Genomic DNA, 25,750 nt, shown 5'->3' with positions numbered 1-25,750 from the left:
GCTTTTTTAGTTTTTAAGCGCTACTAGTTAGCTTTTGTATAAACCGCAAGTGGATGCGATGTACTTAGCGATACATGTACTTCATCGCCAGGGTTTACTACAACCTCATGGCTAACACGGCTGGTTACAACAGTAGAACACGCAAGTTTTACAGCACATAATCGGCTGCCACCTTCAAAGCGTACCCATACAACTTCACCATTATTACCAACACTACTTTGTACAAGTAATACGTCATCAGGGCGAAGCAGTACATCAACATCGCCGCTTTCGCAGTCAACGCCTTGAGCTGGTGCGTTGCCTATAGCTGTAGTGGCTTGTCCGTTTTCAAATTTACCGGCAATAAAGCTAGCTTCACCTAAAAAACGAGCAACAAAACGATTGTTAGGAATACTAAAGCAGCGCTCAGGTGTATCTATTTGCTGAATTTTACCCGCTTTTAAAACACCAACACGATCACCAACAGAAAGCGCTTCTTCTTGATCGTGCGTTACCCAAATTGCAGGAACACCGGCATCTTTAAGTGCGTTTCTAATATCCCAGCGCAGCATATCTTTTAGTGCAGCATCTAGGTTAGACAATGGCTCATCAAGTAAAACAAAGTCTGGCTCGTGTGCAAGAGTTCGGGCTAGGGCAACACGCTGCTTTTGACCGCCCGAAAGCGTAGCAGGTTTTTTATTTCTAAATTCGTCAAGACCCAATAGTTTTATCCAGCGCTCTGCAGGCGCTGTATTTTTTAATCTAAAGCAAATGTTTTGCTCAACCGTTAAATGCGGAAATAATGCAAAGTCTTGAAACACCATACCAACACTGCGTTTTTCAGGTGGTACCGTTAATTTAGGCGTAGCACGCCATTTACCCACGTTTATTTCGCCTTCGCTGATAGGTAAAAGCCCAGCAAGTGCTTGTAAAATTGTGCTCTTACCACAGCCTGTAGGGCCGACAAGCATAAGGATTTCACTTTGTTCAAGCGATAGGTTTAAATCGCTGACTACACGGTTACTGCCATAATCTATAGACAACTGACTTACAGATAGCATTGTTATTAAATCCTTAATGTTCTAACTGATTGCGTTTTTCGCCAGTGAGCATAATAGCTAACGCGCACGCAGAAATCACTACTAACAATAAACCAGGTATTGCAGCGCGGCCAAAATAACCTGCTTCGTAAACACGCCATAAGTAGGTTGAAAGTGTTTCAAAGCCTGTAGGGCCAAGTAAAAGAGTGGCTTCAAGTTCACGCATAGACTCTAAAAACACAAGTGCTGCACCTGCTATTATACCGCGCATAGTCAGCGGTAATGTAATACGCGTGAAGGCTTCACGTGGGCTTGCGCCTAGTACTCTGGCAGATTTAATTAAACTAGGATCTAAGTGTTCTGTGCTAGTACGAACAGAGCCTACCGCAAGCGGTAAAAAACGCAGCATATATGCAATAATTAAAAGCCCTAACGTTTGATATAAAAACGGTAATTGTAAGCCGCCATAAACCAAAGCAGTACCCATTACTATACCCGGAATACCAAAACCAAAATAAGTCACGCGCTCCATTACTTTACCGGCTTTACCACTAAGGGCTGCATGAGCAACTGGGACGGCTACAATTACGGCAACCACAGCGGCAATTGCTGATGCATAAGCTGAGTTCCAAGCAATATTAAAATCGAACGAGCTAAAACCATCACGCCCTAACCACAGTGTAAAAATAGCTAGAGGCAAACCAATGGCTAACAATAACACCGGCGCAAAGGCCACAAACATAGCACTTAACTGCCACTTGCTAGGAAATAAAATTAGCGGACGACCTTGTTTTTCACTGGCTGTTTTTATTTGTGATTCTATTAATAATAAAAAGCCAACAATAACCATTAGTTGCAGCGAAAGCATTGCTGCTCGGCCTAACGCAAAGGCGTTGTATTCTACGTATATAACACGGGTAAAGGTATCTAGGCGCATCATCGCCGGAGTACCAAAATCAGAGAGGGTGTAAAGCGCAACTAATAAAGAACCTGCCGCAATACCATTAACTACACGGGGTAATATTACTTTAAACACGCTTTGTGTCATCGACATACCTAAAGTACGCGCTGCGTTGACCATGCTGGCATCTAAGCTTAAAAGCGATGAGCGGGTGGTCATCATTACAAAAGGGAAGGTATACAAAGTCATTACAATGGCAGCGCCAGTTAACCCATACATAGAAGGGGTTTCTATGCCGGTCACTGTATTAATTTCGCCGCCAGGGCCAAAGGCCGCGTACAAAGTAAATGCACCTATATAGCTGGGTACAGCAAGTGGCGCTGCAAAAAATACCAGCCATAATTTTTTAAAGGGTAAGTGCACATAGGCACTAATAAACGCTAAAGGCACACCAATTAAAATAGAACCTAAAACAGTTAAGCCCATTAACGATAGGGTGTTTCCTAAAATTTTTAAATTATGGCTATCAAAAACGGTACTAGCATCGCTTGCAAGTACCATTAATATAAAAACAGGGGTAAGCGTAATGAGCGCTGCAAGCAGCGCCATTGGGTAAGAAGCGGGTAGTCGCATTATAAAACGCCGTTATTTCTCATCAAATCGATGGTAGGTCGTAAATCTGCCAATTGGGTTAAATCTATCTTCGGCGGTGAAATATTAGCGAGCGATGGTAATCCATCGGGTTGGCTAATGTTATTTATAAGCGGAATTTCGTACGCTTCAGTTGCTAAATAACCTTGTACTTCTTTACTAAGTAAATAACGCATAAAGTTAGTAGCAAGTGGATCCTCATTCAAGGCAAGTACGCCCGATGCATTAACTAAACAGCCTGCATCGTTTTGAGTAAAGGCTAAATCGAGTTTTGCATCCGGTTTGCCTGATTTAAGGCGAAGAGTGTAATAGTGATTAGCAAAACCAATATCTACTTCACCGCGTTCAACACCCATAACTACACCCAGTTCACCGGCGTAGGTTTTAGAGCGTTTTTGAACTTTTTTAAGCCATTTAGCGGTTTTGTCATCGCCTTCTAAAATTCTCATTGCGGTTACAAAGGATTGAAAAGACGCATAAGCCGGCGCCCAGCCAATGCTTAAATCGCTATCGGCAATTTCCATAATGCTTGTAGGAATTTGCTCTTTCGTTAAACGCGACGTGTTGTAAGGCAATGTTCTAATGCGCCCAGTTACAGGAGCCCATTCTTTGTATCTAAATTGCGGCTGTAATTGCTCAGATAAATCAGTAGGAATTTTTTGAGCAAGCCCAGAGTCGGTTACTAAACCAATAGCGCCAGAATCTACAGCCCAAAATATATCAGCGCGTTTAACGCCGGCTTTAGCTTCGGCAACAATGGTATTAGCGAGTGCAGCAGTTGGACCTCGGCGTATGCCTAACTTAAAGTCTGGATTTCTTTTTTGAATAGCTTGTAATACGTTTTCGTATAAACCGCCTTCACCACGGCCTAAATATAAGGTGAGTTCACCTTTAAGCTTTGGTAAATCATCAACAGAAACAGGGTTTGCTATATTGGCAGCTAGTGCGCGAGAAAGAGGAAGTGGCAATGAGCCAACAACCCCTAACGCAGCTAGGCCTTGTATAAAGGTCCTACGCTTCACTTAAAATACATCCTTACGCGACTTCTCTGCTTTTTCTATAAGCGTTTTAGCGCGGTCTAATTTGGTTTGCATATCACTTACCACATTGCGTACGTCATCTACGCTTTTACCATTTTTAATTGCTTGTGGCAGTGTTACGTTAAAGTCTTTTTCCAGCACTTCAACTAAGTTGGCATCTTGTTCGATAAGTGTACCTTCTACGCCTTCAAATAGGTGTAGGTAAGTATCGTGAACAATGTTGGTGGCTTCGTCTTGTAAACGCTCAGCAAATTTTGCTACTACACGGTCTAGCTTGTGCTTAATTTCATCAATTGTTGCACTTTGTGTCATTTCTTCTGTAGCCGTTGCTTTAACGCTTTCTAACAAGCCTTTTTGCTGGAATTTTGCGGCAAGCTTAACAGCACCAAGGCCTTGCCACAAGGCTATGTTCATCGCTTCTTGCTCTTTGCGTACTTCTGCAGCAGGTTTACCATTTTCGATGGCCATTTTTACGCCATATATACCTTGCCAAATAGATGCGTAAACAGGTACGTAGTTTGTTTCAATTGCGCTGTGGAACTTAACAGACTCCCAGTATTCAATTAAATCGTCAGTTTTAACCGCTTTAGCGCCTTTTTTATCGTAGTCGCTTACCATGGTATCCACTTTGCCTACCATCCATTCCACTTCTTCAGCGTAACTTTTTAGATTAGCTTGAAGGTGATTTACATGCTCACCAATTGGGCCATTAGCAAGTACTGGCTGCGCCATAAAAGCTGAAGCAAGTAAAAGGCTTGCACCTAAGGTTTTAGCTGGTTTAAATAATAAATTCATTGCAGAAGAGTCCATAAAGGTAATTGTAAATGATAGACATTATCATATCCGTATTGATCAGCGAGATCAATAACCACAAACTGGCTAAATAGATAAAAACACTAAATACAGCGCTTAGTTACGAGTAAACACAGTTTAAAGTTTAACAAGCGCAGTAATTAAGCGAAATGTTTACCTTTAATTGCATTATAAATCGCATCGCACAGTGTTTTAATGCTGTTTGCGTCACTTATATACGGAGGCATGAGGTAAATAAGTTTACCAAAGGGGCGAATCCACACGCCTTGCTCAACAAAGTAGGCTTGAATTTTAGCTATATCAACGCTGCCCGCAGCATCGTTTAGCTCTACTACACCTATTGCGCCTAATGTGCGTACATCAGCTACATCATCAAGTTCACGGCACTTATTAAGTTGTTGTAATTGGGTGTTTATATCGCTAATACGGTGTTGCCAGTTTTTATTTAGTAGTAAATCTATACTCGCGCACGCCACCGCGCAGGCGAGTGGGTTACCCATAAATGTAGGTCCGTGCATCAAAACACCGGCTTCGCCTTCGCTAATACCTGTTGCTATTTTTTCGCTAGTAAGCGTTGCCGAAAGCGTCATTGAGCCGCCGGTAAGGGCTTTACCTATACATAAAATGTCGGGCTCAATGTCAGCGTGCTCAACCGCAAATAATTTACCCGTGCGGCCAAATCCTGTGGCTATTTCGTCGCAAATCAGTAGTACATTATATTGGCTGCAAAGTGTGCGTACGCAGGCTAAGTAATCGGGGTGATAAAAGTTCATACCACCTGCATTTTGTACTATGGGCTCAATAATAAAGGCGGCTACTTGGTTGTGGTGAGTTTTAAAGTATTGCTCAAGTATTTGGGCTTCTGCTTGGTTAAAATTGCTTCCAAATTGACTCACTGGCGCAGGCACAAATATATGCTCTGGTAAAAAGCCGCTGTATAAGCTGTGCATTGAGTTAACGGGGTCGCATACACTCATGGCGGCAAATGTATCGCCATGGTAACCCTTATACGGGGTCATTAGTTTTTGTTTAGTGGTAATGCCTTGGCTTAGCCAATATTGCAGGGCCATTTTAATAGCGACTTCTACACTAACCGAGCCGCTATCGGCTAAAAATACTTTGGTTAAATTTTCAGGGGTAATAGCAACAAGCTTTTTACACAGCTCAACCGCGCTGTTATGGGTAATGCCACCAAACATTATGTGGCTCATGCTATTTATTTGCTCAACCATGGCCGCGTTTAAAGTAGGGTGATTATAGCCATGAATGGCGCTCCACCATGAGGCCATGCCATCTATAAGTTGCTCGCCGGTTTCTAGGTGAATTAAATTATGATTTGCATGGGTAACAGGGTAAACCGGAATTGGCTGAGTCATAGACGTATATGGGTGCCAAATGTGCTCACGATCAAAATCAAGGTCAACCGTTTGTTTTTTGTTCATATGTAAACTTTAGCTTGGTGGGTTTCGTTGACAATGGTACTTCAAGACGTAGACTAAGCCAACATCACCACTGAGAAAAATAAGAGACTACTATGGAATTTGCACCTGTTCGCCACGATTGGACCCACGCACAAGTTAAAGCATTATTTGAGATGCCATTTAACGATTTACTCTTTAAAGCGGCGTCGGTTCACCGTGCTAATTTTAATCCTAATGAAGTACAAATATCTACTTTGTTATCAATTAAAACAGGCGCTTGCCCAGAAGACTGTAAATATTGCCCGCAATCGGGGCACTATAAAACCGACCTAGAACGCGAACGCCTAATAGAAGTTGAAAAAGTAGTAGAGCAAGCACGCCTTGCTAAACAAAAAGGCGCTACACGTTTTTGTATGGGTGCAGCTTGGTCAGATCCAAAAGACAGAGACATGCCATACATTTCGCAAATGGTTAAAGAAGTAAAAGAGCTTGGCCTAGAAACCTGTATGACCCTTGGTAAACTTAGCAACGAAAAAGCTCACGAGCTAAGCAGTGCAGGGCTTGATTACTACAATCATAACCTCGACACCTCACCTGAGTACTACGAGCAAATAATATCAACTCGCACTTTTCAAGACAGATTAAACACCATAGATCATGTACGTGATGCAGGCATGAAGGTTTGCTCAGGCGGTATAGTTGGTATGGGCGAGCAAGCAAGCGACCGTTTTGGTTTATTAATGCAATTAGCTAACTTGCCACAACAACCCGAAAGCGTACCCATTAATATGCTGGTAAAAGTAAAAGGCACACCGCTTGAAAACGTTGACGATTTAGACCACTTTGAATTTATACGTACCATAGCCACAGCCCGTATTATGATGCCACACAGCTATGTGCGTTTATCGGCAGGGCGCAACGCCATGAACGAGCAAATGCAATCAATGTGCTTTTTTGCAGGCGCAAACTCAATCTTTTATGGCGATAAGCTTCTAACAACCGAAAACCCAGAAGCCGATGCCGACATGAACCTCATTAAAAAATTAGGTATGAATCCAGAAACTCGCGAAGATTATTCAGACGAAGCCGTAGCAGCGTCTCTTTCTTCGCAAGTGGCTGATAAAGCAACGTCAGAACTGTTTTACGAAGCTTAAGTTTAAACGCATGCCATTTGAATTTATAAATACGCATCTTCAAGCGCGCCAGCAAGATGCGTTATTACGTAATCGCCATATTGTACAAAGCGCTACAGCCCGTACCATTACAGTAAATGACGTAACCTACCTTAACTTTGCGAGCAATGATTACTTAGGATTTGGTGATAGCGCATTAAACCTTGAGCAAAGCCAAACACTGGGTAGCCACAGCTCGCCATTAGTTACAGGTTATCAAGCGCAGCAACAACAGCTTGAACAGTACTTATGTGAGCAATTTGGCTATAGCGCAGGTATGCTATTTAACTCAGGCTTTAGTGCAAACAGCAGTGTAATAAAAGCGCTGTTTCAAGATAAAACCGCCGCGCAAAATAGTGCTATTTTTCAAGATAAGTTAAATCATGCCAGCTTAATTGACGGAGCAATGCATTCTAACGCCGCATTAGTGCGCTTTAATCATAACGATTTAAACCATTTACGCTCACGGCTCGAAAAATCAAAAGTTCAAAACAAGCTTATTATAAGCGAAGGGGTGTTTTCGATGGATGGCGATACTGCGCCATTAAAAAAGTTACTTACGTTGGCAAAGCAACATAATGCCTGGCTTATGATAGACGACGCCCACGGCTTTGGCGCTTTAGGTAAAACGGGCTTAGGTAGTTGCGAAGCATTATTAGATGAAGGGTTAGCGCTTCCCGAAATACTGGTTATTACCTTTGGTAAAGCCGTAGCAAGTAGCGGGGCGTGTGTATTAGCAAGTAAAGAGCTCATAAATTACATGCTGCAATATAACCGCGATTACACGTATTCAACCGCTATGTCGCCGCTTATGGCAAGCCTTACACTTATCCGTTTAAAAGCAATTAAAACGGCAAACAGTAAACGCGAGCAACTTAATAGTAATATTGCTTTTTTTAAACAGCTTGCTAAAACGCATAACATTGCGGTTATGGAGTCAACCACAGCAATTCAACCCATCGTACTTGGCTGCGCTGAGCAAACACTAAAAGCTGCTGAGCAACTAAAAAAGCACGGTATTTGGCTTACGGCAATTCGCCCACCCACGGTTGCACATAATACCGCTCGCTTACGAATTACGTTAACCGCTGCACATACACAAGCCGATATAACAACGCTAATTAAACATTTAAAAGGTGCAATAGCATGATTGCACGCGCATTAACTAATACACAAAAGCAAGCTGAGCGTATAACTGAGCTAGTTGAGCATAAAGTACCTCAAAACATAAAACCAATTGCAAATACGGCGAGCGGTATAACTAAACATCCTGCCAATAAGTCACTAAAAAAAGCAGCGCAAACTAAGTTTTCAAAAGTGGCAGATCAATACAACAACCATGCTAATGTACAAAAGCTCGCAGCAAACGACTTATTCAAATTATTAAGTGCAAACCCACAAAATAAAAACAAACTGTGTGTAGATTTAGGTGCAGGCCCGCTTGTTAATACACACACGCTGCAAAACGAGTTTGGGCAGGTATTTGCCATAGATTTAAGCTTAAATATGCTAAAAAGCAGCACATTAAACACACCTCGTATTTGCGCCGATATGGATAACCTACCGCTACAAGCAAACAGTGTAGATGCCCTATTTAGTAACTTTGCTGTGCAGTGGTCTGCTAATTTTGAATTGTTAATGCAATCACTTTATCGTGTTTTAAAACTAGGCGGGCAGGCGTATATAAGCACTGTGGTTGAGGGGTCACTTAATGAAATAAAAACAGCCTTTACTGCGCTTGATAACAGCAGCCATATAAACTCATTTAATACACATACCTATATAAACCAATCAGTCCAAAAAGCAGGGTTTGTGATAAATAGCTTGCAAAAAAAGGTTTATACCGATTGCTACTCAACGCCTTTAAAAGCCATTAAATCAATTAAAGCTATTGGTGCTACTACGCAAAACCATACTAATACACGCCAAGGGTTATTAACTAAATCGGCACTGCAAAAAGTGTGTAATGCGTATCCGCTTATAAACAATAAAGCGTGTGTGTCGTACCATGTGGTATTGTTATCACTACAAAAACCAATCATAAAATTTAAATAGCGCACGATTAAAATACCAAGGTTAAGCAATGAAAGAATTTTTTATTACCGGCACCGACACCGACGCCGGCAAAACCCACGTTACTAGTTTGCTATTAAAGCTACTTGCCCAACATAAAAAACCAGCTATTGGCTTTAAACCGCTTGCTGCAGGCTGCGAAATGGCATTTGATCAGCTAGTAAACGCTGATGCGCTTATGCTTATGGAAAGCGCAACGGTAAGCGCCAAGTACGATGTAATAAACCCATTTGCATTTGCGCCGCCAATTGCACCGCATATAGCAGCAAAACAAGTAGGCGTAACCATTACGCTTGATAAGCTAAGCGCTGCGTACTCTACGCTTAAACAGCAAGGTGCTGATTATCACCTAACCGAAGGCGCTGGTGGCTGGGCATTACCTATTAATAACACCGATTATTTATACGATTGGGTTAAAGCAGAGCAACTGCCCGTAATTTTAGTGGTAGGCATGAAGCTAGGCTGCTTAAACCATGCCTTACTTACAGCCGCCCATATGCAAAATTTAGGTATTAACTGTGTAGGGTGGGTTGCAAACCAAGTAGACCCAAACATGGACGAATACCAAGCTAACCTTGATTCGCTTAAATCACGTTTACCATTTCCTATTCTTGCAATAAGCCCTTACAGCGAGCAAACACCAAAACTACAAATATACAAAAGCTTACTCAATACTCTCGATTTAAATTCTTAAAAGTTAAAAAACTGCTTTGTAAAATACAAAGCAGCTTTTGTATAAAATACATAAGCTTAATATTTCGTTTCAGCCTTGAAATAATCTCTCTTAGTACGCATATTACATTTATAACCAAGTTGCTATTGTTACTAAGGAAATAACATCCACCATGACCCACCCATTTATTGAAAATTACGCTCAAAATACGCACGTAAAGGCCGAGCCAGACGTACTTAAAAGTGCTTTGCCTAAAACCCGTGTGGGTATTTTAGGTGGGGGTACTGCAGGGGCAACAATAGCAATTCGCTTAGCGGCATTAGGTATTCACACGACTGTTTTTGAGAAAAAAAAGTCATTAATAGATGGCCCACCTATGTGCCACTTGCACGCAGGGGGGAATTTATACCGAGAGATACCCGACGAAGACTGCATAGACTTACTTAAACAATGCATTGATATTTTAAGGTTATACCCTTACACCATAGACGTACGCCCAACAGTATTTGCTGTGCCAACGCGCGATGACGACTCACCCGATGATTTACTACCAAGGTTAAATAAAATAACCAATGCGTATAAAGAGTTAGTTGAGCAAGATCCTAACAACCAAGTGCTTGGTGAGCCGGATAATTACTACCAGCTTTATAGTTATGAGCAAATGATCGCCCTTTCACATAAAGATCAAATAGCAGAGCCTAAAACACTTGATGAGTGGATGATCCCCGTTGCCAAGCATCTAAATTTAAAAAAAATTAAATACCCAATCATTGTTGCTCAAGAATATGGTTGGAACATATTTAGATTGTCGGCCAGTGCTCAACTTGCACTAGCACAGTATGAACACGCTAACGTACTTACCAGCACAGAGGTAAAACAGGTCAGCCAAGTTAATAGCACTAATGGCAAAACCCAATCACCAACCTGGCAAATTGAATACCAAAAAGCACAAAGCAATACCACGCAAACAACAGAGGTTGACTACCTTATTAATGCCTGCGGGTTTCAAACCGGTATTGTTGATGACATGGTAGGGGTTGATGCCAAACGTATGGTCGAATTTAAAGCCTCGTATATTACACATTGGCAGGGCGCAGGTGGGCTAATACCCGAAATTATTATTTACGGTAACCGCGGTACGCCCGAAGGTATGGCGCAGTTAACGCCTTATCCGGATGGGTATTTTCAAATACATGGTATGACCAACGCAATAACTTTATTTAACGATGGTCTTGTAGAAACAAGCAGCAATAGCGCCCAACCTCAACTACCTAGCAAATATTTAGAGTACATAAGCGAAGGTTGGGATGAAACTGCACTTAAAGCACGAAGCCAAAAAGCAATAGATTTTGTTGCCGAGTTTGTACCGGCATTTAATAATGCAGATACGCAAAACAATGCATTATTTGGTGGGCAACAAATCCCAGGAGAAGACGACACATTGCGGGTAGCTGATGTTAGCTTATATTCGCATATTAGCTATGCTCGCGCCGAAAACGTAAAAGCGTCATCTACGCTTATTGCAGCCGACGAAATAGTAGCGGAATTTACAAAGTTAGGCTTTATAAGTGGCGAGCACGATATTAATTATCACCGTAATAACCATCAATGGGCGTATCTTGAGCGCAACTGTAATGAAGACATAAGCAAAATTGCACAAGTACTTGCAAAAGAGCGAGGGTTCCCTGTGGCTATGGCAAATATTAATAATGGTATAAACAAAACCACCTAAAATTAAACCTCCTAACCATCTGTTTAAAAAGCGATTTAAGGCTTGCTGTTATTATTAACTAACAACAAGGCTATATAATTTCATGCTTCTAAACACCCCAAAAATATTTATTTATAAACGCATAAATAACCCTTGCGTTACGACATAGTTTGTCACAGAATAGCGCTAACGCTATGACATAGTGTGTCATAGCGCAGTGATTACTTTTAGCTGATTTAATTTAAAATTCGTAAATGGCTTAGTGATCAAACCTATTTTTGTGAGGACAATATGAAACGTATATTTCTGTTTTTATTAACTAACCTAGCGGTTATGTTGGTATTAGGTGTAGTGCTTTCAATAATAATGAGCGCGCTGGGCTTAAGCCATCGTAGCCTTGGCGGAATTTTACTAATTGCTACTGTGTTTGGTTTTGGTGGCTCGTTTATTTCGTTATTTATGTCTAAGTGGATTGCTAAAAAATCAACGGGTGCACAAGTAATTACCCAACCACGTAATGAAACCGAGCATTGGCTTGTACAAACAGTATCTGCACAGGCACAAAAAGCAGGTATAAAAATGCCTGAAGTGGCAATTTACGACAGCCCAGAAATGAACGCCTTTGCAACCGGCCCAAGTAAAAACAACTCGCTGGTGGCGGTAAGCTCAGGCTTATTACATAACATGAGCCAAGACCAAGCTGAGGCGGTACTTGCCCACGAAGTATCGCACGTAGCTAACGGCGACATGGTAACGCTTACGCTAATACAAGGCGTGGTAAATACCTTTGTAATATTTGCCGCAAAAGTACTGGCAGGCATAGTAGATAACTTTTTAAGTGGCGACGAAGAAGAGGGCGGTAGCAGCTGGTCTTACTTTTTATTCGACATGCTATTCCAAGTATTATTTGGTGTACTTGCAAGCATAGTGGTTGCTAGTTACAGCCGTAAGCGCGAATTTACAGCCGACAGCGGCGCAGCTAAATTGGTAGGGGCAGACAAAATGCGCTCTGCCCTTGAGCGACTAAAGCAAAACCACCCATCGCAATTACAAGGCTCTATGATGGCCTTTGGTATTGCAAGTGGTAAAGGTATGGCTGAGCTGTTTTCATCTCACCCGCCGCTTGATGCGCGAATAGACGCACTACGTAAATAATTACGTAAATTAGTACATATACAAAGCCAGCTTAACCGCTGGCTTTTTTGTTAATACTTGCTATTTAGTACCTTTTATGCAAACTTAATGTGGAGTACGAAAAATACTCACTAATTTTTTATTTGTTATAAGTTCTCTAATATAAGGAAATAAATATGAAGTTACTTAAAGTATTAGCCGTTGTTGCAATTGCTTTACCAAGTGTTGTTTTAGCTAATCAGCATGTAATTACAGCAAACAAACAAGTTTTCTCTTCGGATAGTAAAACCCAAACATACTTAGGTGATGTACACCTTTCATTTGACGATAAAAATAAATTTCAGACCACATCAAACAATGTAAGCTTTAATAATGGCGATACAGTAATGGAAGGTGAAGTAGTCATAACCTTTAATAATATTACTGCAGTAACTGATAAAGTTACTTTTTCTAAGTCTGATTCAGGTGTTTTAGCTAAAATGGATGAAGTTACTTTTACTTATAAGTAATTGTTTATTTAAAAACACAAAAGCCAGCTTATTTGCTGGCTTTTTAGTATTTAGTAAACGGGTTATTTACCAAAAATAATATCGGTAATTCCCTCTGGTGAGAGTATTTCTATCCAGTAGCCGTCAGGGTCTTTTATAAATGCTAAGCCCTTCATTGAACCATCGTCTGGCTTTTTAACAAATTCTACATCGTACTTTGCAAAACGCTCACTGGCTGCGTATACATCCGGTACGCTAATACCAATGTGACCAAAGCCTTTAGGCTCTTGGTTGCCACTGTGGTAACCCTCAAAGCTATCGTCGTCTTCTGTACCCCAGTTATGGGTAAGCTCAATTAAAGCAGGGCGACCAAATACCCATTTAGCTTTTGTTTTATCATCACCTTGCGGCTGCTCTGGCTCGTAGCCTAAAAAGTACAACGTAAACTTCATTTCAGGAAAGTCATACTTACCTAATAGCTTCATACCTAATACATTTTGATAAAATTCGAGCGACGGCTTGGGATCTTTAATACGCAACATAGTTTGCTGCATCACATAGCCTTTAGTGGCTTGTTCGATTTGCTCTGAAGATTCGTTATAGCTAGACATGGTAATCCTTTGTATAAATTAAGAGGCGAAAACATAGATATAATGCTTAAACCATCATAATCAACTCTAAGTTAAATAAAAACTCCCTCGCATACATCACTATTTATAACGGATTACGTCCATAAAGCAGAAGTTAGTAAATATACCGCATTATTTTTCTAAGCCATTTTCCTAGATGGGTTAGGAAAATGGATGATTTTTAATTACATAAATACTCATAAACTATAACTAAACAAGGACGTAGGGTACTAAGTATGATTTGTATGGATGAAAATATAACTGAATTTGGCAACATGAGTGTATTACTTAATACCCAAAGTGACACAAGCTACTGTATACAGTGGTTTAGCAAAATGACTGGCGCTACAGTAATACTTACCCGCAAAGCCTCTCGGCAGTATCAAGTTACCAGAAAGTGGGCAACAGGGCGCGAACTCGACGATGTATCAAGTGAGTTTACTCATGCTAATCAGGCAATTATTCACTTTTTAAATAATGTTGATATAGCAAAAATTAACGAACAAAGAATCGCTGCAGCAAAATATCACTGTATAAACTTATTTGTAAAAGCTGAAGGGTTAAGGCCTATAACCAACCTTAATTTACCAAAACCTAGGTTGCAAGAAGCGATTGGCAAAAAGGTGATGGTAAAATCAACATTAGGCAATAACAACATCGCAACCGGATTATTACTTCAGCTGGTGGGTAACCAAGTCGAAATACAAGTAAACCCCGACGACGCATACGATGATCAACCAAGGCAAAAATTTTATACCAAGCAAGTATCAATTTACTAAATTAGTCATCAGCTTTTATTGGCAGTTTTACTTTAATAGTAAAACCGCCATTATTAATAACTTCAAAACTCCCCCCTAACGCAATAGCGCGCTCTTGCATAAAAGCTAAGCCATAGTGTCCGGTGTTATCGGTTAACTTTACACTATCGCCGTTATCACTAATTTCTAACTCAATAAAATGCTCGCTCGATTTAATAGTTATAGAGAGTGAGTTAGCATTACTATGTTTAATACAATTGGTTACTGCCTCTTGGCAAATTCTATAAACAGCAATTTCATGCTCTTTAGAAAGCGCTTGTTCTAGTGTAAAACTTACTTCGTAACTTATATTAGCCTGATAAAGTAAGCTTTTTAAGCGTCCCTGAATCATTGCTTTTTTAAGCCCTAGCTCGTCAAGCTCTCGTGGGCGAAGATAATGCATTAACTGATAAACAGAGTCATACATGGCATTTGCATTATTTTTTAATGTTGTAACAAAGGTTTGTGTTTTTTCATTACTAATATGAGACAAAATAGCTAAATCTGTTTTTAAAGCTGTTAAGTTTTGGCCAAGTTCATCGTGCAACTCTTGTGAAAGGTGTTTTCGTTCGTTTTCTTGAACGGTAACCATTTTAGCTGCAAGGCGTGAGTTTTGATCAAGCTGCTTAGTGAGTGCGCGGTTAATTTTTTTTAACTCTACATTTTTACGTTTCAGCTCAGTAATAGCCGCGCCTAACACCATACTGGTAATGGCATTGGCTAAAATAAATAGCTGGCTTATATAAGTATTACTAGGTTCGTGAGTAATACTTGCTTCAACTATTATTAAAGCGTTAATAAGTGTTGCGCTAGTAATTGCGCCTAAAATACCAAACCGATACGAAAACCAAATAATAGGTAATAAAGATGCAAGGCGAAGTAACGGGTAGGTATCGGGGCGAAGTAAGTATGCAAATATAAGTACAAATATAACTATGGCTAATGTTAAAGCTAAATTAGTCACTTTAAGTAATGCAGGGCGCGTTAACGGAAGATTTAAAGAGTGAATCAGCATAATAAACGGCGCAATAAGCAACGAGCCAGTTATATCGCCCAGGCACATATTTAACTGATACTGCAATAGCTCTTTAGCAACCTGAATATTTGTAAATTCGAATGCACTTGAAAACAAAAACCACTTTATTGAAGTACTTGCTACACAGAGTAAAATTAACGAAAGTATACCTAGGCTATTATTAATGCTGGGCGGCCAACGGCTGTGTTTAAATACATACACCAGAGCATAAAAACAAAGCTCCTGCCAAAAACCATGGAGTAAATTAAACTCCCAAACACCAGAACCTAAATACCCTAAGTGAGCTGCCAAAGCACGAGACGATACCCATAAAGTAACCCAGTAGCGTGTTGGCGAAAGTAAATAAAAAGCTATTTTTATCCCTGCGGGAATAAATATAGCGCTACTCTCAGGAACGGTTTCTAAATTAGCCCCAACCCAAAAAGCAGCAATACAGGCAACAAAATATATTCCACCTAGTAGAAGGTGCTTTGTAATTTCTTTAATACCTGCGATAGCAGAAAAGTTAAAAGCGGGGAGTGCACTAGGTAAGTTCATCTAGCTTAATTACTCCCGCATCAATGGCTAGTTTTAACAGCTCAAACGAAGTGGTTACATTAAGTTTGCTGTAAATATTTGCCTTATGCACGTGTGCTGTTTTAGGCATTATTTCTAATTGTTGCGCTATTTGCTTAGCATTTAACCCTTTTGCTAACAGTGGTAAAGCTTCCAGTTCTCGGTTAGTTAAAATAGTTAAAGCTGAGCTTTGTGTATTTAGTGCAAAATTTACGTCTTCACTTATATAGCGTTTACCCAATGCAACCGATTTAACTGCATCAATTAACTCCTCCGACGCAGAGCGCTTAGACACATAACCAAGAGCACCCAGACGAAGTGCATTACTCACATAAGGTTCGTAATCGTGCATGGAGGCAACAATTGTTTTTATTTCAGGGAAATTTTCGTTAAGGTAGGTTAAAAAAGTAAGGCCAGTTTGAGATTCATTAAGCGATATATCTACAATAAATATATCGGGTTGCTCAAGTGCAACGGCAAGTATTGCTTGGTCAACATTGCAGGCTTCTATTATTACTTCCCAGTCGGCTTGTAGTTCTAATAGTTTTTTAAAACTGTCACGTACTAATTGATGATCTTCAATTATTCCAATGTGCATGTATTTCTCCCTTTAAATTTATTATACATTGAAATACTTAACCATCAGCCAAAATATTTATTAAATTTAACTACCTAGTAAATATGTACACTGCAAAAATAAAAGGGCAATAACGCTCAGCATTTATATATAACCGGAGACACTATGAAAGCATTAAACAGTATTTTTGGACTCGCAATACTCTTTGTAATTTCAAATGCGAATGCCGCTGATGGAGTAATATCTGTAAAAAGCCCGTTAAGCGCTAAAGCCACAATGAATAAGTTTGAACAGCTAGCCAAAAGCAAAGGCCTTACTATATTTGCACGCATCGACCATGCTGCAGGCGCCAAAAAAGTAAATAAAGCGCTAACCCAACAGAGGTACTTATTTTTGGAAACCCAAAAGGCGGAACACCGTTAATGCAGTGCGCTCAAACAATAGGTATCGATTTACCGCTAAAAGCACTGGTATGGCAAGACGTACAATCGCAGGTGTGGTTAAGTTACAACGATCCTACATATATAGCTGAGCGCCATAATGCAGCAAATTGCCCAGCTGCTGAGAAAATAGGTAAAGTATTACACACACTCGCAACAACTACAGTTAAGCAATAAATTAAAAAATGTAAGCAAGTAACAAGCACTTATATTAAGCGTTAAAATAGAAAAGGAGCAATTATGTTTTTTGATGATATGCAGGGTTTACTACGCGTACTTATTATTGGTGTACTGGGTTATGTAGCGCTGGTGTTTTGGCTGCGCGTATCGGGCAAGCGTACGCTATCTAAATGGAACGTGTTCGACTTTATAGTAACCATTGCGCTGGGCTCTATTTTAGCTTCGGTGATTATTTCAAAAAGTGTGGCACTGCTTGAGGGCATATTCGCGTTTGTTGTGTTAATAGGGCTGCAATACTTAATTACGTGGCTAAGCGTGCGCTCAACTAAATTTGCGGCTTTAGTAAAAGCAGAGCCTACGTTGTTATTGAGCGATGGTGAATACTGCACGGCTGCACTTAAGTCGCAGCGGGTAACTAAATCAGAAATTCGCGCTGCTATTCGTGGCGCGGGCATATTAGCCATAGAAGATGTAGCCGCCGTAGTGCTAGAGACCGATGGCAGTTTTAGCGTACTTAAGCAAAATAATAGCGGCTTAAAAACCGCGTTAAGTGATGTAAGTGGGCATTAAAGTAATGCACTACAAAATACCCAAGGCAGGCTTTTTACCTGCCTTAATTTGTATTAAAGCCTAAGTTATTTAGCGTGTTGCTCTAATAAACTAAAGGTAGGTAGGCGCCATTTAAAGCGTATTGACGCCATACGTATTAAATAGCCTGCAACAAGGCTTACAATAATGCTGATGTTGTCATCAATATTGTAATGGTGCAGCGCTAAGTATAAGCAAGCAACAAGTAACGATACACTCGCGTAAAGCTCGTTATGTAATACAAGCGGTGCTTGGCGACATATTAAATCTCGCAGTAATCCACCAAATACACCGGTTACAACCGCCGCCACTGCACAAATACCATAATGCAGCCCCATATTTAGCCCAACTTGGCAGCCAATAATACTAAACGCCGCAAGGCCCAGTGCATCTAAGCGCATAAAAATGCCTTTAAATTTAACTACCCACTTAGCAAGCCAGGTAGTCACAATGCCTGCTATGCAAGTAATTAACAGGTATTCTGGGTGCTGTACCCAGGTAAGCGGGTAATTGCCTAGTAATATATCTCGCACGCTGCCACCACCAATTGCCGTAGCACAGGCAACCAGTACAACACCAAACCAATCCATTTTCATTCTGCCTGCGCTAAGTGCGCCGGTCATGGCTTCTGCGGTAATACCAATAATATAAACAACGGTTAGTAGCATGCGATAATCACTTGAAATCTGTGCGTAAAAATAAGGTGAGGATTGTATAGATAAATTAAGTAAATAACGAATGAAAAATCATACTAAATCGGCTTAATTCAGATAGAAATAACTAATAACAAAACCCAGTGTAAACAGGCTGTTAAGCTAATCAGTTCGCTAAAGTTAGCAATACTAGAATAAAGGACAAATGGCCGTAAATTATAAAATAAAATAGGTCATTATTTGATATTTTTAAACCCAACAGCTAATCATTCATCACATACGCTTAAGTGTTTTTCCAACTATTTAAATTAACCTAATATGAATGTTTGGTTGCATCGTCCTAATTTAGGAACGTATACTAACAAGTGTTAACTTAAATGGAATTTGCGTAATCGCAGCTTAATCAGCACAGGTAAATACATGAACAAAGGATTGTTAAAAGCGTGGAATGACGAAAAGGGCTTTGGTTTTATTAAATCAGACACCCTAGAGCACGACACCTTTATACACATTTCAGCGCTCAAACACATGAGCCGCAAGCCTAAATTGGGCGACACCATTTATTTTGAAGTGGCTAAACAGCCCGATGGTAAAACCAAAGCCGTTAATTGCCGAATTGAAGGCGTAGCTGCGCTTAAAGTTATACATAAAAAATCAAACCATCATCGTGTTGCTAAATCTAATTTTACCGACAGCTTTTTAGGTAAAGTCGCCTCAATTAGCATTATCGCCGTACTTGGATTTGTCGCAGTAAATAAATACAACCACTATAAAACTAGCGAGCAATTTAATAGCCAAACACCTGTTATTACCAACGCCGATTTAGCAACTTTTGATGAACAATACCCAAAAAGCGTTATTCCTAAAAACACGCAAAATTTTACCTGCGATGGCAGGCAGCACTGTAGCCAAATGACCTCACGTGCAGAGGCAGTATTTTTTATAAATAACTGCCCGAACACAAAAATGGATGGCGATAGAGATGGCGACCCATGTGAGAACGATACAAGGTTTTAGCGGCTAGGGTAGTTATAAGCATTTTAGTAAAAAGGTTAAGTGAAGATAGGTTTTACTCTTCACTATATATAAATACAGTTACGTACAGTTTGTCCCATAACATTATTAAAAGGTGTTTTGGGGTTAAATAACAAAGGCTATTGAGTAGCACTGATTATAAACGAGTTGTTTGGTGTGATTTTCAAGCAACGTAATATACGCCGTTTTGGGGTGTTATAAACCACCAAAGTGGGGTTCAATAAGCTGTTATATTTTTCAATGTTTTCCGAGTTTTGAGGTGTTATGAAAATAAGTACAATAGAAATAAAAGATTGGCGTTCAATCAAAAACGTGAACATTACTTTTCAAGACTTGATGATACTTATTGGTCAAAACAACCATGGTAAGTCGAATGTTTTGAATGCAATTCTTTTCTTTTTTGGTGAAATAAAGCCTCATGACTTGGATTTCAATGGTGAATCAGATGAGCTATATGTAGAAATAATATTCGATTCATTGGTTGAAAGTGAACGGTCAACATTTGCTAAATATGTAACAACAGATCACAAAATAAAAGTAAGAAGAACTGCAACAAGAAATGGTTCAATTGTTTATCAAGGATACACTCAAACACCTGCTTTAGAGTGGTTAAGAACTGAAAATGCTTCCTCTTATACAACTCGTAGCGTAGCAGAGGGATTAGCATTTTATGATTTACTCCCTGAAAGTGGCAGAATCACTAAAGCGGCAGTGGAGCAGGCTCAAAACCAATACATAGAGGCAAATCAAACTGAACTTGAGTTCAATTATATTTTAGAAACCACTAATTTTATGGGCGCTAAGAATGTCGCTAAAGGTATTTTTGGTGACGTGTTCTATATACCAGCTGTGAAAGTTACATCTGAAGATTATTCAAATAATAGCAGTAGTATTTTTAGTAAATTATACGGCAAAATTATATCTGATATTTCAGCAAATAATGCAGGTTGGGTAGAAGCTAAGGAAACAGTTGCTTCTTTGTTTAGCTTATTAAACAAAGAAAATACAGAGGGTAATCAAAATACTCAGAGGCCAGTCCAGCTTGGAGAGTTTGAAACTAAGTTGAATCAACAATTAGCTAGTTGGGGGTCTGAAGTAGAATTAGAAGTATTACCACCAAATGTTGATGATGTATTTAAAGCCAATACGCAGGTTTGGGTAAATGATGGCTGTAAAACTGATATTTCCAGAAAAGGAAATGGATTACAAAGAGCATTAAGCTTTGCTTTAATCAAAACATTAGCTGATATTTTGAAAAGTGAGCAAGATGACGTTGAAAGTAGTGGTCGTTCCTCTTCACAGTCAATGTTCTTTATTCTTGAAGAGCCTGAGTTATATTTGCACCCACAAGCTCAGAGAGCTTTACTTGAAACACTATCCTCGCTATCTGAATCTGTAGGAGCACAAGTTATTATTTGTACTCATTCAGCTTCGTTAATTGATTTAAGTAAGTATAAATCGATTTGTATAATCAAAAAAGAAAATGTGGAGATAGGCACTAAGGCATGCCAATGTGATGAAGAATTATTTATTGGTAACGGTAAAAAAGATTTTAACCTGAGTTATTGGATAAACCCTGATCGTAGTGAGTTGTTTTTTGCTAAGAAAGTAATCCTAGCTGAAGGCGCGACTGAAAAAACGGTAATCCCTTTTATTGCTCAAAACTTAGAGTGCTTTAAACACGATTATTCAGTGATTGATTGTGGATCTAAAAATAATATTCCAATGTATTGCAACTTGTTAAATAAGTTTAAGATTCCATATGTTGCAGTCTACGATATTGATCATCAAGCACATAAAGGTGACGAAGCGAGAGCATCGGCTGATATTGCTTCTCAAGCAATTGAAGATGTAATAAATGATACATATGGCTCTTCTATAACATTCGTGAATGATATAGAAGAAGAGCTTGAAATGCCTAGAGGTTTTGGTGGCAAGCCATATTCAGCCTTAGAACATATATCAGATGAAACATATATAGTTCCAGACCAAATTAGAAATAAAATCCTAAGCATATACGAATAAAAAAGTTAAAGGGGTCAAATCTTGACTTCATACATCAAAGCTTAATCTAGTTAAGAGTACTTTTATTAGGCGGAAGAAACGCTAATAAAAAAGAAAAAATCAGCAAGACACCCATCTTAAATTTTGAAATTAAGATGGGTGTAAGTCTAAATGAATTGAAGTGGGTGTCATCCTAATTCTCGTGAGTTTTGTCCCATAACATTATTAAAAGGCGTTATGGGGTTAAATAACAAAGGCTATTGAATAACTCTTGTAGCTAGTTGTTACTAGTAGAGTTATTTAGCGTAAATATAAAACAATGTAATATGCGCCGTTTTGGGGTGTTATAAACCACCAAAGTGGGGTTCAATAAGCTGTTATAAGCCTAAAGGAATATCGTGTGAAATTTCCCGTTCTATTATTATCAATGCTTTCACTCCATTGTTACGCAGTTAATGATGTAGAGATTAAAAACTGGAAAGCTGATCTGGAGTTTTATTCTAAAAAGATGTCTGAAGAACATATAGATCTTTACCATACGATTTCTAAGCAAAGCTTTAATGAAGAGGTGACTCAACTTAAAAGATCTCTATCCTCTTTAACGGAAAATCAGTTATTAATTGAACTTATGAAGTTGACACACAAAATTGGTGATGGGCATACATCATTTCCTTTATGGGGGGCTAATTTAAAAAGTTTTCCTATTCAGTTAAAAGTGCTAAATGGAGAGCTTTATGTAATTAAAACTACCATGGATTTCAAGCATCTACTTGGTGCGAAACTTGAGAAAATTAACGGCATGAATGCAGAAGAAATCTACCGTTTATTTTCTCAATTAACACCTTTTTCTGAAAACAAATACTCAACACAAGTAAGAGCCGCACAATATATCCCAAAAGCCGAGTTGCTTAATGGACTGGGAATTATCAACGATACATTTCAAGCTCGGTTCACATTTACAATAGGCAAAGAACTAATTGAACAGCAATTAGAACCATCTCACTCAAATGAGTACACAGCCGAACTAACCTATCTAAACAATTCCATATTTTCGATTGAGGAAAAACTAAACGAGAATCTTTGGTTTGGGTCGTTAAACGATAAGAAAGTGGTCTATTTTAAATTTCGCCGTTATACATCAATCTCAAAAATGGAATCACTGGGCGAAGATTTATTATCTTTCATTAATAAAAACAAATCTAAAAAGTTAATAATTGACCTTAGAGACAATTATGGAGGAGACTTTTTTGTTGGCTTAAAGTTGGCTCAACTTCTCGTGCTGGCTGACAGTATAGATTGGAAGTCAGGAGTTTATGTTCTTATTGATAATGTAACTTTTTCAGCTGCAATGAGTAACGCAGCTCAGTTTTCACAATTACTGAACGCACAATTAATTGGCGAGCCTACAGGTTCAAAACCTTCAGGGTATCAAGATATGGGGCAGTTTATTCTACCTAATTCCAATCTAGAGGTGACATATTCAAAACGACTATATCATTTCACTAGTGATCTTAAGGATGCGTTATATCCGGATATTAATATAGGGGTATCAATCGATGACTATATTTCAAACAAAGATCCTCAATTAAAATGGATATTAAATGACATGGGCTTGAATTAATCAACTTATAACAAACAATTCAACAAGGACAAAAAACAGTTGGCTTTTGCTCCTTCATCGCTAATTTTAGCCAACAAATTTTTGCCCATTAATTGGGCGTTATATGTAAATGGAGATAATTTAGTAAATGTCGAAATCCCCCTATTTAAAAAATCACAACCGGTTAGGTAATGTTATTTCAGCTATCCAAGTTATGGGTAAGTATGGGTTCTATAAGCTTGATTATGCTGGCTGGGCGATGAGAATTACAGGTGATGAAAATAATGCAGATTATTGGAAAAAGATATTTGAAGAGCACCCAGAATTTTTTCGTGTTGACGGAGAAGGTAAAAAGGTTTCTTTAGCTTGGAGGCGAAGCTATCGAAAACGATATAATGTTGATGAACAAAGAGATTTGAGTTTTCAAGAATTTAAAGCGCTGAATGATGACGAGAAAAAAAGAATCTCACGAACGCCGCTTAGTGGAGAAGAAATAACCGTTCTTATTCAGACTGCCATTGAACTTCATTCTAGAGCTATTGAACAAAATAAGGAATATAGATGGCTATCTAATCCATTATTGAGCATTTTAGGTGGTGTTGTTGCTGCTTTTATTGGATGGTTGGCCAAAGGTTGATTTACATTTAACAAACAATTTAAGAGTGATTCAGCACACTTGGCATTTTCGGTTTGGATTGAGCTTAGTGTTTACGGTGGTCTAGTTAAGTGTCGTGGTCGCGTGCTTCAAACCTTAATTGGGCGTTATATGCAAAGGAATCTCCAGAAATGGATGCGCTCGAAAAATTAGCGGAGAGAAACCGCCAACATAATAAAATAAAAAAGGATGAAAAATTCTTAACGCATTTTGTTTTGTTAGGCTTATTGCCTTTCTACGCAGATCTCATTTATTCTAAATTTGTTGTTGGTTTAGAGTTTCCTGAAAGCTTTGGGTATTTTCTGCTATCACTGGCTGGGAATTGTATATTCGCTTTTCCTGTTTTAGGTATGGGGAGTCTTTTACTTTTTCCTCGATTACTGAAATTGTTTACTTTAATTGGTATTCAAACTTGGTTTGCATATTTTTGGGTATTCCATGACTTAACTTGGGTTGGCTTTTTCCCTTTAGTAATTGTGTATATAACTTTTCATATACAATTACCAAAAATAAAGCAACGTGCCGCAGAAGAAGATGGCATATAACAAGCTAATAAATAACGATAAAAAACAGTTGGCTGTTTTCGTTCCACAACATTTTAGCCAACAATTTTTAGCCCGTTATTTGGGCGTTAATTTGCACAGGGATATATGAATACGCCTCAAATTTCATTGGAACATGGATATACCATTTTGCTACTTGTTGGTAGTTCTATGCTTATTTTTTTATTAGCTGTACAAAGATTCGTTGTAGGATTTAAAGCTTTGAATCATTTTTGGTTAGCAGATAGCACTGCTAAAGAATTGTCATATTTTAAATTTCTAATCAGTGTCTTTGCTAGTTCATTATTTGATAGCAATATGAATACGCACCGTTTACTAGCTATTGCTAAGCTCAAATCTAGTTTACGTTTATTTTTACTCGCGTTTTTTATTTTATTATTTAGTCGCAATGGTGGTTTTGAGTTTGTTGAAAGCTTAATTACAGCGATGAGTAATGAAAATTAACAAGGCACCCATTAGAAAAAGCCAATGTCAGTCCAGTTTCTGGCTGTATTTACACACTGTGCTGTAACAAATCTTGACTTCATACATCAAAAGATGGGTTTGTTAAAAGCTTTTAATCTAAGTTAGTTATAACCCCTAAAAGCGAAGCGTCTCTAATCCTCTTTGTGGATTGGTCTTTAAAGTTTTACCTTTTTTTGAACTTGGTGTTTGATTTAGTCGTGTCAAAGTTGAGACATTTTAAGTGCATATGATGAAAATTTACTACGAAACAACAATAAGCTTTAATAGCATTGAATTTTTGCCATATGTGCTTTTTGTAGTTATTAGTTTAATGTTTATTGGGAAGCTCAAAAAATTATACGATTTACATATTAAACGTTTTTTTAAGTTTAATTTCTTCGTCTTATTTTTTATATTTATTATTTACAACCTTGCTTCTACAGCTTCTTTATATTCAAAAATGCAATATATAGCTAAAATAAAATCGCATGAGCAGAGAGTTGTAACAGGCGAAATAGAAAAATTAGTAGAAAAAGAAGGAGCAAGTCGAACACAGAGTTTTTCAGTATCAGGAGTGTTTTTTAAATATAATGACTATCAAACTGCGCCATATTTTTTTGCAAACCGGAAATATAACGATAAGGTTATTTTTTATGGAGGTTATGTTGAAGTACATTATATCCAAGATAACGGCAAAAATTATATCACCAAGTTATTTATAGAAAATGATTGAGCATTTTCAGTCAAAGAGAGCGTCTAATCATATAAATTTTGATTCAATCTATTAGCCCTCAAAAAGCGCAGCGCATCTAATCCTCTTTGTGAATTAGCTATAACTAATTGAGGTGGCTAGCACTTTAAATCTCATCACTCTAAACGTAAAACATCGGCGAATTAG

At 38.7% G+C, this 25,750-nt stretch carries 25 protein-coding genes and 1 pseudogene; 17 read left to right on the top strand and 9 right to left on the bottom strand.

From position 1 onward, the window contains the following. Positions 1–23: 23 nt before the first annotated feature. From CWC11_RS08630 to bioA, 5 genes are all read right to left on the bottom strand, one after another. Positions 24–1,040: an ABC transporter ATP-binding protein gene (locus CWC11_RS08630; protein WP_138682363.1), complete on the bottom strand. Its 1,017-nt coding sequence runs from the start codon at positions 1,038–1,040 to the stop codon at positions 24–26. Between the two features lie 13 nt (positions 1,041–1,053). Next, positions 1,054–2,553: an ABC transporter permease gene (locus CWC11_RS08625; protein WP_138682362.1), complete on the bottom strand. Its 1,500-nt coding sequence runs from the start codon at positions 2,551–2,553 to the stop codon at positions 1,054–1,056. After that, a complete protein-coding gene (locus tag CWC11_RS08620; protein ID WP_138682361.1) occupies positions 2,553–3,593 on the bottom strand; it encodes an extracellular solute-binding protein in 1,041 nt (346 codons plus the stop codon). The genes CWC11_RS08625 and CWC11_RS08620 overlap by 1 nt, the downstream gene beginning before the upstream one ends. Next, complete coding sequence (locus CWC11_RS08615; protein WP_138682360.1) at positions 3,594–4,406, bottom strand: hypothetical protein; 813 nt, start codon at positions 4,404–4,406, stop codon at positions 3,594–3,596. It abuts the gene before it with no gap. Positions 4,407–4,564: 158 nt separating this feature from the next. After that, on the bottom strand, positions 4,565–5,866 hold the full coding sequence (gene bioA, locus CWC11_RS08610; RefSeq protein ID WP_138682359.1) for an adenosylmethionine--8-amino-7-oxononanoate transaminase: 1,302 nt from the start codon (positions 5,864–5,866) through the stop codon (positions 4,565–4,567). Positions 5,867–5,958: 92 nt separating this feature from the next. On the opposite strand from bioA, the gene bioB reads away from it, so the two are divergent. The 7 genes from bioB to CWC11_RS08575 all read left to right on the top strand — a co-directional run bounded on the left by bioB (position 5,959) and on the right by CWC11_RS08575 (position 13,117). Then, entirely contained in the window at positions 5,959–6,999 is a 1,041-nt protein-coding gene (gene bioB / locus CWC11_RS08605; protein WP_058550095.1) for a biotin synthase BioB, read from the top strand. Between the two features lie 10 nt (positions 7,000–7,009). Further along, a complete protein-coding gene (locus CWC11_RS08600) occupies positions 7,010–8,167 on the top strand; it encodes an aminotransferase class I/II-fold pyridoxal phosphate-dependent enzyme (protein WP_138682358.1) in 1,158 nt (385 codons plus the stop codon). Further along, a complete protein-coding gene (locus CWC11_RS08595; protein ID WP_138682357.1) occupies positions 8,164–9,072 on the top strand; it encodes a methyltransferase domain-containing protein in 909 nt (302 codons plus the stop codon). Before CWC11_RS08600 ends, CWC11_RS08595 begins: the two co-directional genes overlap by 4 nt. A gap of 28 nt (positions 9,073–9,100) precedes the next feature. Further along, a complete protein-coding gene (bioD, locus tag CWC11_RS08590) occupies positions 9,101–9,784 on the top strand; it encodes a dethiobiotin synthase (protein ID WP_138682356.1) in 684 nt (227 codons plus the stop codon). Positions 9,785–9,935: 151 nt separating this feature from the next. Then, positions 9,936–11,495 carry an FAD-dependent oxidoreductase gene (locus CWC11_RS08585; protein WP_138682355.1) on the top strand — a complete coding sequence of 520 codons (1,560 nt, stop codon included), beginning with the start codon at positions 9,936–9,938 and terminating at the stop codon, positions 11,493–11,495. Positions 11,496–11,765: 270 nt separating this feature from the next. After that, on the top strand, positions 11,766–12,629 hold the full coding sequence (gene htpX / locus CWC11_RS08580) for a protease HtpX (RefSeq protein WP_138682354.1): 864 nt from the start codon (positions 11,766–11,768) through the stop codon (positions 12,627–12,629). Between the two features lie 155 nt (positions 12,630–12,784). After that, the gene (locus tag CWC11_RS08575) at positions 12,785–13,117 is read left to right on the top strand and encodes a hypothetical protein (RefSeq protein WP_104642704.1); all 333 of its coding nucleotides are present in this window, start codon (positions 12,785–12,787) and stop codon (positions 13,115–13,117) included. A gap of 62 nt (positions 13,118–13,179) precedes the next feature. Here the strand turns inward: CWC11_RS08575 and gloA are convergent, their stop codons facing one another. Next, entirely contained in the window at positions 13,180–13,707 is a 528-nt protein-coding gene (gene gloA, locus CWC11_RS08570) for a lactoylglutathione lyase (protein ID WP_104642703.1), read from the bottom strand. A gap of 263 nt (positions 13,708–13,970) precedes the next feature. On the opposite strand from gloA, the gene CWC11_RS08565 reads away from it, so the two are divergent. After that, positions 13,971–14,504 (top strand): hypothetical protein, encoded by a 534-nt coding sequence (locus CWC11_RS08565; protein WP_249330707.1) that lies wholly within the window; start codon positions 13,971–13,973, stop codon positions 14,502–14,504. A gap of 1 nt (position 14,505) precedes the next feature. On the opposite strand, the gene CWC11_RS08560 is transcribed toward CWC11_RS08565, so the two are convergent. Together CWC11_RS08560 and CWC11_RS08555 are read right to left on the bottom strand one after the other, a co-directional pair. Further along, positions 14,506–16,095 carry an MASE1 domain-containing protein gene (locus tag CWC11_RS08560; RefSeq protein ID WP_138682352.1) on the bottom strand — a complete coding sequence of 530 codons (1,590 nt, stop codon included), beginning with the start codon at positions 16,093–16,095 and terminating at the stop codon, positions 14,506–14,508. After that, a complete protein-coding gene (locus tag CWC11_RS08555) occupies positions 16,082–16,711 on the bottom strand; it encodes a response regulator transcription factor (protein WP_138682351.1) in 630 nt (209 codons plus the stop codon). Before CWC11_RS08555 ends, CWC11_RS08560 begins: the two co-directional genes overlap by 14 nt. Before the next feature lie 144 nt (positions 16,712–16,855). Between CWC11_RS08555 and CWC11_RS23600 the strand changes: the two are divergent. Further along, positions 16,856–17,307: pseudogene (locus tag CWC11_RS23600) on the top strand (DUF302 domain-containing protein). A gap of 63 nt (positions 17,308–17,370) precedes the next feature. Next, a complete protein-coding gene (locus CWC11_RS08545; protein WP_138682350.1) occupies positions 17,371–17,880 on the top strand; it encodes a DUF421 domain-containing protein in 510 nt (169 codons plus the stop codon). Positions 17,881–17,945: 65 nt separating this feature from the next. On the opposite strand, the gene CWC11_RS08540 is transcribed toward CWC11_RS08545, so the two are convergent. Next, positions 17,946–18,566 (bottom strand): trimeric intracellular cation channel family protein, encoded by a 621-nt coding sequence (locus CWC11_RS08540; protein WP_138682349.1) that lies wholly within the window; start codon positions 18,564–18,566, stop codon positions 17,946–17,948. A gap of 405 nt (positions 18,567–18,971) precedes the next feature. Here CWC11_RS08540 and CWC11_RS08535 point away from each other — a divergent pair, with 405 nt between their 5' ends. The 7 genes from CWC11_RS08535 (at position 18,972) to CWC11_RS08505 (ending at position 25,585) form a co-directional block, all read left to right on the top strand. Then, positions 18,972–19,568 (top strand): cold shock domain-containing protein, encoded by a 597-nt coding sequence (locus CWC11_RS08535; protein WP_138682348.1) that lies wholly within the window; start codon positions 18,972–18,974, stop codon positions 19,566–19,568. A gap of 282 nt (positions 19,569–19,850) precedes the next feature. Beyond that, the gene (locus tag CWC11_RS08530; RefSeq protein ID WP_138682347.1) at positions 19,851–21,611 is read left to right on the top strand and encodes an AAA family ATPase; all 1,761 of its coding nucleotides are present in this window, start codon (positions 19,851–19,853) and stop codon (positions 21,609–21,611) included. A 379-nt stretch (positions 21,612–21,990) separates the two neighbouring features. Next, positions 21,991–23,211, top strand: coding sequence for a S41 family peptidase (locus CWC11_RS08525; protein WP_138682346.1), 1,221 nt, complete (start codon positions 21,991–21,993; stop codon positions 23,209–23,211). A 127-nt stretch (positions 23,212–23,338) separates the two neighbouring features. Next, a complete protein-coding gene (locus CWC11_RS08520; protein ID WP_138682345.1) occupies positions 23,339–23,827 on the top strand; it encodes an N-carbamoyl-L-amino acid amidohydrolase in 489 nt (162 codons plus the stop codon). 149 nt (positions 23,828–23,976) lie between these two features. Then, positions 23,977–24,390 carry a hypothetical protein gene (locus CWC11_RS08515; protein ID WP_138682344.1) on the top strand — a complete coding sequence of 138 codons (414 nt, stop codon included), beginning with the start codon at positions 23,977–23,979 and terminating at the stop codon, positions 24,388–24,390. A 105-nt stretch (positions 24,391–24,495) separates the two neighbouring features. After that, a complete protein-coding gene (locus tag CWC11_RS08510; RefSeq protein WP_138682343.1) occupies positions 24,496–24,852 on the top strand; it encodes a hypothetical protein in 357 nt (118 codons plus the stop codon). A gap of 250 nt (positions 24,853–25,102) precedes the next feature. Continuing rightward, positions 25,103–25,585, top strand: coding sequence for a hypothetical protein (locus CWC11_RS08505; RefSeq protein ID WP_138682342.1), 483 nt, complete (start codon positions 25,103–25,105; stop codon positions 25,583–25,585). Positions 25,586–25,750: the final 165 nt, after the last annotated feature.

It is taken from the genome of Pseudoalteromonas sp. S3178 (assembly GCF_005886985.1).
In the GTDB taxonomy this organism is placed as follows: domain Bacteria; phylum Pseudomonadota; class Gammaproteobacteria; order Enterobacterales; family Alteromonadaceae; genus Pseudoalteromonas; species Pseudoalteromonas carrageenovora.
This window is presented reverse-complemented; position numbering and strand designations above follow the sequence as displayed.

What these genes read in the sequence shown, in the direction of transcription:
- CWC11_RS08520 (WP_138682345.1), top strand. Translation starts at nt 23,339, where the DNA reads ATGTCGAAATCCCCCTATTTAAAAAATCACAACCGGTTAGGTAATGTT.
- CWC11_RS08575 (WP_104642704.1), top strand. Translation starts at nt 12,785, where the DNA reads ATGAAGTTACTTAAAGTATTAGCCGTTGTTGCAATTGCTTTACCAAGT.
- bioB (WP_058550095.1), top strand. Translation starts at nt 5,959, where the DNA reads ATGGAATTTGCACCTGTTCGCCACGATTGGACCCACGCACAAGTTAAA.
- bioA (WP_138682359.1), bottom strand. Translation starts at nt 5,866, where the DNA reads ATGAACAAAAAACAAACGGTTGACCTTGATTTTGATCGTGAGCACATT.
- CWC11_RS08595 (WP_138682357.1), top strand. Translation starts at nt 8,164, where the DNA reads ATGATTGCACGCGCATTAACTAATACACAAAAGCAAGCTGAGCGTATA.
- CWC11_RS08585 (WP_138682355.1), top strand. Translation starts at nt 9,936, where the DNA reads ATGACCCACCCATTTATTGAAAATTACGCTCAAAATACGCACGTAAAG.
- CWC11_RS08560 (WP_138682352.1), bottom strand. Translation starts at nt 16,095, where the DNA reads ATGAACTTACCTAGTGCACTCCCCGCTTTTAACTTTTCTGCTATCGCA.
- CWC11_RS08630 (WP_138682363.1), bottom strand. Translation starts at nt 1,040, where the DNA reads ATGCTATCTGTAAGTCAGTTGTCTATAGATTATGGCAGTAACCGTGTA.
- gloA (WP_104642703.1), bottom strand. Translation starts at nt 13,707, where the DNA reads ATGTCTAGCTATAACGAATCTTCAGAGCAAATCGAACAAGCCACTAAA.
- CWC11_RS08540 (WP_138682349.1), bottom strand. Translation starts at nt 18,566, where the DNA reads ATGCTACTAACCGTTGTTTATATTATTGGTATTACCGCAGAAGCCATG.
- CWC11_RS08515 (WP_138682344.1), top strand. Translation starts at nt 23,977, where the DNA reads ATGGATGCGCTCGAAAAATTAGCGGAGAGAAACCGCCAACATAATAAA.
- bioD (WP_138682356.1), top strand. Translation starts at nt 9,101, where the DNA reads ATGAAAGAATTTTTTATTACCGGCACCGACACCGACGCCGGCAAAACC.
- htpX (WP_138682354.1), top strand. Translation starts at nt 11,766, where the DNA reads ATGAAACGTATATTTCTGTTTTTATTAACTAACCTAGCGGTTATGTTG.
- CWC11_RS08535 (WP_138682348.1), top strand. Translation starts at nt 18,972, where the DNA reads ATGAACAAAGGATTGTTAAAAGCGTGGAATGACGAAAAGGGCTTTGGT.
- CWC11_RS08565 (WP_249330707.1), top strand. Translation starts at nt 13,971, where the DNA reads ATGGATGAAAATATAACTGAATTTGGCAACATGAGTGTATTACTTAAT.
- CWC11_RS08555 (WP_138682351.1), bottom strand. Translation starts at nt 16,711, where the DNA reads ATGCACATTGGAATAATTGAAGATCATCAATTAGTACGTGACAGTTTT.
- CWC11_RS08510 (WP_138682343.1), top strand. Translation starts at nt 24,496, where the DNA reads ATGAATACGCCTCAAATTTCATTGGAACATGGATATACCATTTTGCTA.
- CWC11_RS08545 (WP_138682350.1), top strand. Translation starts at nt 17,371, where the DNA reads ATGTTTTTTGATGATATGCAGGGTTTACTACGCGTACTTATTATTGGT.
- CWC11_RS08625 (WP_138682362.1), bottom strand. Translation starts at nt 2,553, where the DNA reads ATGCGACTACCCGCTTCTTACCCAATGGCGCTGCTTGCAGCGCTCATT.
- CWC11_RS08530 (WP_138682347.1), top strand. Translation starts at nt 19,851, where the DNA reads ATGAAAATAAGTACAATAGAAATAAAAGATTGGCGTTCAATCAAAAAC.
- CWC11_RS08615 (WP_138682360.1), bottom strand. Translation starts at nt 4,406, where the DNA reads ATGAATTTATTATTTAAACCAGCTAAAACCTTAGGTGCAAGCCTTTTA.
- CWC11_RS08600 (WP_138682358.1), top strand. Translation starts at nt 7,010, where the DNA reads ATGCCATTTGAATTTATAAATACGCATCTTCAAGCGCGCCAGCAAGAT.
- CWC11_RS08505 (WP_138682342.1), top strand. Translation starts at nt 25,103, where the DNA reads ATGAAAATTTACTACGAAACAACAATAAGCTTTAATAGCATTGAATTT.